Origin of the sequence: Buttiauxella gaviniae ATCC 51604 (genome assembly GCF_001654835.1) — a bacterium.
GTDB classification, from domain to species: domain Bacteria; phylum Pseudomonadota; class Gammaproteobacteria; order Enterobacterales; family Enterobacteriaceae; genus Buttiauxella; species Buttiauxella gaviniae.
Map to the genome: position 1 here is coordinate 1 of NZ_LXEP01000064.1, position 5,916 is coordinate 5,916.

The window sequence follows — 5,916 nt, forward strand, 5'->3', positions numbered from 1 at the left end:
CAATCACATGCAGGGAGAGATTTTTTTTATCGTCCATCAGAAACCGTCTAAATCAGCAATAAAGTTATTGCCTTTATGATCTCAATCAATGAACGATAAGTCATTATAAGTTATGTCGTTTATTTACCAGAAATTAACAACACCGTTACTCATACAGTGTGATTTATTTACTTAAGTAATATGAGTAATGATACTCATTAAGCCGCTACTGACTTTCCTGTGCTAATGACAGATAGATGAAAAAACGGGGCTGTTGCTTTTAAGACGCTTCATCAGCAGAAATGCGCTGCTGGATCACTGAAGACTAACAAGAGAATTTTATATGAATTGAAAGAGAATCTTACAATAGATACTGGCATATTCCATTCAAATAAAACGTCCTGGCAGATGCCGATACAACAAATATCTTATCCAAAAAAAAACCGCATCACGGGATGCGGCAAAAAAATCGTTACAAGGATCATACACTGAAAACCTTATGAGTTTTCAACTACCAATATCTTAAAATTGGACAATAATTTCAACATATAATTTAAGATAACAATACGCCTGTAAATAAATTAAATTACGCTTTCTATTTTTGAAAGTATTCCTTGATTGACGTATCAATATAAAAACCCGCATTCGGACTAAAAGCCCCAATAAATCAGCGTTAATAAACCAGCATCATACTCCGGCATAACCGGAAAATGGTAAAGAACGGGAACCTGTACTCAGGGGCGCGCTTATTCAGTGGGACCCAAAGGCCAGCTTTAATCATGAGCCGGCGAATATTATGGCGTTCGCTGAGCTTTTCTACGGCTAGTGTTGGTCCAAAGTCGCTGTATTTTTCACGTAGCAGCGCCATGATCCGCAAGTGAAGTGAATCATCTAGTCGATTAGCGCCTGATTTTCCTCGTCTGGCGTGAGTCAAACCATCTTCATCCCCCAAGCGGACACTACTATTGAGCTGCCACATCGTGGTGCATACAACATTAATTATGTTAAATTAAATTAAAAATAACAATTAAAAACAGTATTTTAGTTATATTTATGTACCCTGCCAGTTGAATTAATGATATGTAGGAGTGCCGAATTTCATGTTATGGAAGTTTAAAAAACAATGTTCGCTCATGCGTTTGCGATGCTTTAAAACCATGATGAATATAGAATCGTTTGGCTTCATCAGTAAGTGCATGGACCATAATGGCACGGACACCGATATTTTCGGCCACTCTGTAGCATCGCAGTACTGCATCGTGAAGTAGATCGGCTCCTAGCCCTTTTCCCCGGAAAGAAAGGTCCACTGCCAGGCGCGCAAGTATGATAACGGGTATTGGGTCAGGCATGTTACGACGAAGACTACCCGAAGCTTCGGTATGGTTGACGCTTCCAGTTGCCAGTGAGTAAAAGCCCACTACCTGTTTCGATTCTTTTTTGCAGATGAAAAATGTCCGGGCAGCACCTTGAGCCTGATTTTTTAATCCTCTTTGCTTTAACCAATCATCAAGAACTGCCTCTCCGCTGACGAATTCCGCTAGCTGATGAGAACTTGACATAGGCTCAGGCGCGGTTACTAGTCCCATTGAGGAGTCCTTGCCAGTAACTTCTCAATAGCTGGATCATCTGTAATTGGGGCATCCAGCATATCGATGAACTCAGCATATTGTTCGTCATTAAAATTGAATACACGGCGGTCGAGTATCACATTCTCTGCAGCCTGACAGGCCATTTCTAAAATAAAGTCTGTGCGTGATTTATGGAGGATCTCGGCGGCAGCATCAATGAGCGCACGCTGGGATTCCTTAGCTCTAAGGTTGAGTTGGACATCTGATTTCATATATAAACTCCATGTGTGGCAATTGCTTTATCAGCATATCACAAGAGATTTGTATATCAAATGCCATACAAAATAATTAGGTGCCTGTAATCTATCGCATGTTAAATAAAATATTGATATATAAAAGAATAGTTTGAATTATGCCCTTGAGTGTCATCTCCCCTTCTTTGATTAACTTAAGGTCTTTTCCATACATTCTGAAAGATGTGTGGAGGTTGTTCCCTGTACAGGCGAGCACAGTGTCTGAGGTATATTTCAATACGTGAAATGTTAATGGAAGCATCTGGAGGGGTTTATAGCCGGGATCCCGGAAATAAAATGCGCTGACACGGCCCCTGGCTTTATCCGTGGTATATACACGAGCATACCTGATATGATATTTATTTTACATGCTGCCACACTGACGCAGGTATTTTATCATAAAGTTTATTCATTGTTAGTTCAGCCAACCGATGGTCTGCAGCAGAGTTAAAAATCTCCAACTCCGTATCAGAAAGCTCATATCTGTTTTTTTCTATTACCTTTTCCAGGGTATCTAAACATGTGCATCGCCGTAATTTCATTAACCAGTCAATTTTTTTCATTCTGATATCACTTCTGCTGTTAAAATATTGTATGGGCGATATTTTATCACACACTACCTTTTCTTTTCACTCTGCACTCAATAAACAATGTATTAACCTGTAAATTTATTTCAGATGAACAGCAAATTGCCAGGCATCAAGACTCCCCCGTAGCTTCTGCTGTTAGTCTGGGGTACCTTTTCATAATAATATCATTCTGGCAGCGTATAAATCGTCAACTTAAATTTTTCGGTTTATAATGTTGAGCTATTTTACGTGCAATGTGGAATATATCGCAGGATATGAACTTGTTCTTTATCGATAATATAAACAACGATGAAAGGGAAATGTGGTATCACGAGCTTTCGCTACTTTTCTGTACGACCAGCTTTTACGTCTGCGAGTGGATTGTCTTTAAGAATTTCAACCATCGCGACGAACCTGTCATCCGCGGCGATAGCGACTATGGCTTGAGTTGCTTTATTCAGATAGATGAAAATATTTTCCCTGTCCGTTAATGTGCGTTTCTCCCAAGCTATAATTGTTGTCATAGCTTTCCCTGTGTTGCGCGTATTCTCAAATCATTCATACGGTTGTTAACCTCATCATCGCTAACAAACTCCACCTCACCTGAATCATGGTGTTCAAAAGCATGAACGATCTGCTGCTCCAGCCAATGTGCGTGTTCACAGCTCTGATAAACCAGCTCTTCTGCCCGCTGACGTATGATTTCAGTCAGGCTGCTCTGTTGGTGTTCAGTTGCATAGCTAAACTCTTAGTTTCGTCATCTATCCGAAAATGAATGGTACTGCCCATGATATACACTCGCGTGGTGTCAATTGTGTTGTCATTATGAATGGGTATTCGATCCGATGTCATCGTGGGTGCTCGCTTGTTCTTTGTATCTAATTTTCTATCTGCTGCTGTTTTTCAGCAAGGCCACCATATCGTCTGACAGCATCTGAAACTGCACCCGTTGTCGTGCTACCACATCAAACGGCAGTGTCAGTGAAGAGGAACAAAAACAACTGGCACAAAAACTGGGCGAGTATTTGTCTAGATTTCGATCTTCAGAGGCAAAATCTGCAATCTCCCTGCGCCACTGGGTTCCGGGTATTTCGGGGTACCAGACTATAGTGGAGCGCAAAGTTGGCTTTGTTGATACTGTGCATGTCACCGGTGATAGCCGTAGGTTTCACCTCTGAGGTATTCCGGTACCAGATATCAAGTACATGGTGACCTTCGTAGTCATTTGAGCCAATCAGGTATCCGTTGATCGGAATATGGTTGAACAGCAGCGCATAAGCCACCATACCTTTACCGCGACCAAAGTATTTTGGCTGCCATGAGGAACAGATCATCACATTACTGATCCTGTAGCGGTATCCCGTGGCAAAGCCAAAATTTAAAATCAACAACTGGGCAGTCTACAACAAGGCTCTAGTCAATTGTGGTTCGCTGATATTCTGGCTTGATGACTCGGCCATACTAGCCTGGTACGACGAGCCAAAAACTTCTTCGCGTGGTCGCCCGCAACGTTATTCTGAATTGGCTATTTCCACCGTTCTGATGCTCAAACGCGTCTTTCGCCTCACACTATGTGCCGTTCAGGGATTTATTCCTGCGTTAGCAGGCGAGCCAAGTAGGTGAGCCCCCTTACAAGAACCCCACGTGTGGAAGAACATTATGCGGATGCATGGTTTCTGCCATGTGCATCCGCCTGCGCTGGTCCGGTAGCGTATGTGAGTTCAACGGGTTGATGCAATGCTATCCTTAAAGAAGGGGGACGTTGCCATGAAATAAAAAACTCGCATTCACTACATGCCAGAACAAAAAGCGATTTGCTCTCCCAGATCTGGCCACTTTTTCCACGCTTGCGGGCTGGTTTTCAGCCATCACAAGACGGTCGCCTTTTCCCTGCTTCTGTATTTCCTCGTACTGCGCACCTTTCTTCAGTGGGACATCCAGTGGCGTTGCTTTCCTGCCTTGCTCCAGGCGTTCAACAAGCACTGAGAGTAGTAGCCTTTTTCCAGCAGGGTCAGAGGTTATCACCTGTCTGGTTTATCAACTGCTCTGCCAGAGTGTATTCACTTTCCTTCATTGTACCGAAGGCGGCGACCGTTAACAGGTGGCTGGTCAGTTCCATCTGGCAGACCATTTTAACCTGAGGGTAGAGTCCTGGCTGACTGGCATAAGTCTGACGCTGGAAAGCGGCCTCGCTTCCCAGACGCTGACGGACCGGGATAACGGCGCTCGGCAGCATGATATCCAGACGGTTAACTATTTGGTGAAGGAGCTCTTTACGTTCCAGTGCATCCCGACTACACACCAGACCATCATTTCCTGCAGCAGACGGCGTTTACGCACAGTGGCAGTGCCGGACTCGGAAAGACAACGGGAGATGAGCGCCGGATCAAGGAAATTCACTAGATAAGTCATTTTGTTATGTAGAGATTCGTAGCGTTAAACGAGATCAAGAGCCTGTCCGATATGTATAAAAAAATCCGGAAACGAGTGAACATTTCCGGATTTTTACACAACCACTGGATCGATCAACTGATCCTTAACTGATCGGCATTACATCATTACTTTCCCCATTATTATTGACGGATACTAACGGTCAAACGTGACCTCCACACTACCTGACGAGGTAGCTACACCATTTCGAAAATAATTAACGTTAATATAGTTGGGATAAGTGGAAGTGCTCTTACCAGCAGTTAAGTTAATAGTGAATGTATAATTACCATCACCGTTATCCTGGATCGCTCCTTGAGTAGTATAGGTCGCTCCCCCGCTGCTGATAGTGGTATAAGGCGCGATGCCTATCACTGCATCCCCATTTTCATCTGTAGCACGGAATGTCGCAGTTACCGTTCCTGTTGGGCTAGATGACGAAGAAGAATAATCAGTTGACAAAACAATGTGTTTTACTTGTCCCGACAAGATCACAGTGGTGGTTTTCTCCGCCGTACCGTTCACGTTCACCGTCACCGTCGCGGAACCTGCGATACTGCCTTTCAGGGTGGCAGTGTAAACGCCGTTGCTTTCCGTCACCGCACTCAGGGTGGTCCGGGTCACGCCGCTCTCCGTAAAGTTCATGAAGAGACCTTTCACCGGATTGCCGCTGCTGTCCTTCGGCGTGAAGGTCAGGGTGCTGCTGCTGTTGCCATCCGCCAGAATGTTGCTCGGGCTCGCCGTCAGGGTCGACTGCGTTTTATCAATGGACGCCTCCAGATCGGCCTGGGTCGCCGTCAGGGTCACGGTGGTGGTGTTCTCCGCCGTGCCGTTCGCGTTCGCCGTGACCGTCGCGGAACCCTTGCTGCTGCCTGTCAGGGTCGCGGTGTAAACGCCGTTATTTTCCGTCACCGGGCCTACCGTGGTCCCGGTCACACCGCTCACCGCAAAGGTCACATTACTCATCCCTTTCACCGGATTACCGCTGCTGTCCTTCGGCGTGAAGTTCAGGGTGGTGGTGGTGCTGTTATCCGCCGGAATGCTGGCCGGACTCGCCGTCAGGGTCGACTGCGTAGT

General features: G+C 45.0%; 5 protein-coding genes and 3 pseudogenes. 1 reads left to right on the forward strand and 7 read right to left on the reverse strand.

Annotated features, from left to right (window positions below; translation table 11 throughout):
* Window positions 1-1,082: 1,082 nt before the first annotated feature.
* The 5 genes and pseudogenes from M977_RS23445 to M977_RS23465 all read right to left on the reverse strand — a co-directional run.
* Complete coding sequence (locus M977_RS23445; protein WP_064519482.1) at window positions 1,083-1,565, reverse strand: GNAT family N-acetyltransferase; 483 nt, start codon at window positions 1,563-1,565, stop codon at window positions 1,083-1,085.
* Entirely contained in the window at window positions 1,556-1,819 is a 264-nt protein-coding gene (locus tag M977_RS23450) for a type II toxin-antitoxin system TacA family antitoxin (RefSeq protein ID WP_064519485.1), read from the reverse strand. Before M977_RS23450 ends, M977_RS23445 begins: the two co-directional genes overlap by 10 nt.
* A gap of 380 nt (window positions 1,820-2,199) precedes the next feature.
* On the reverse strand, window positions 2,200-2,403 hold the full coding sequence (gene hha / locus M977_RS23455; RefSeq protein WP_064519488.1) for a hemolysin expression modulator Hha: 204 nt from the start codon (window positions 2,401-2,403) through the stop codon (window positions 2,200-2,202).
* Window positions 2,404-2,750: 347 nt separating this feature from the next.
* Window positions 2,751-2,933: a hypothetical protein gene (locus M977_RS25955; protein ID WP_245163543.1), complete on the reverse strand. Its 183-nt coding sequence runs from the start codon at window positions 2,931-2,933 to the stop codon at window positions 2,751-2,753.
* A 567-nt stretch (window positions 2,934-3,500) separates the two neighbouring features.
* Window positions 3,501-3,722 (reverse strand): annotated as a pseudogene (locus tag M977_RS23465) (Tn3 family transposase); the annotation flags it as partial.
* A gap of 49 nt (window positions 3,723-3,771) precedes the next feature.
* On the opposite strand from M977_RS23465, the pseudogene M977_RS24790 reads away from it, so the two are divergent.
* Window positions 3,772-4,011, forward strand: a pseudogene (locus M977_RS24790) (transposase); the annotation flags it as partial.
* A gap of 209 nt (window positions 4,012-4,220) precedes the next feature.
* Here M977_RS24790 and M977_RS25420 read toward each other — a convergent pair.
* Window positions 4,221-4,821, reverse strand: a pseudogene (locus M977_RS25420) (transposase domain-containing protein); the annotation flags it as partial.
* A gap of 174 nt (window positions 4,822-4,995) precedes the next feature.
* The coding region (locus tag M977_RS23475; RefSeq protein WP_209438624.1) for an invasin domain 3-containing protein at window positions 4,996-5,916 on the reverse strand (921 nt) is incomplete at its 5' end.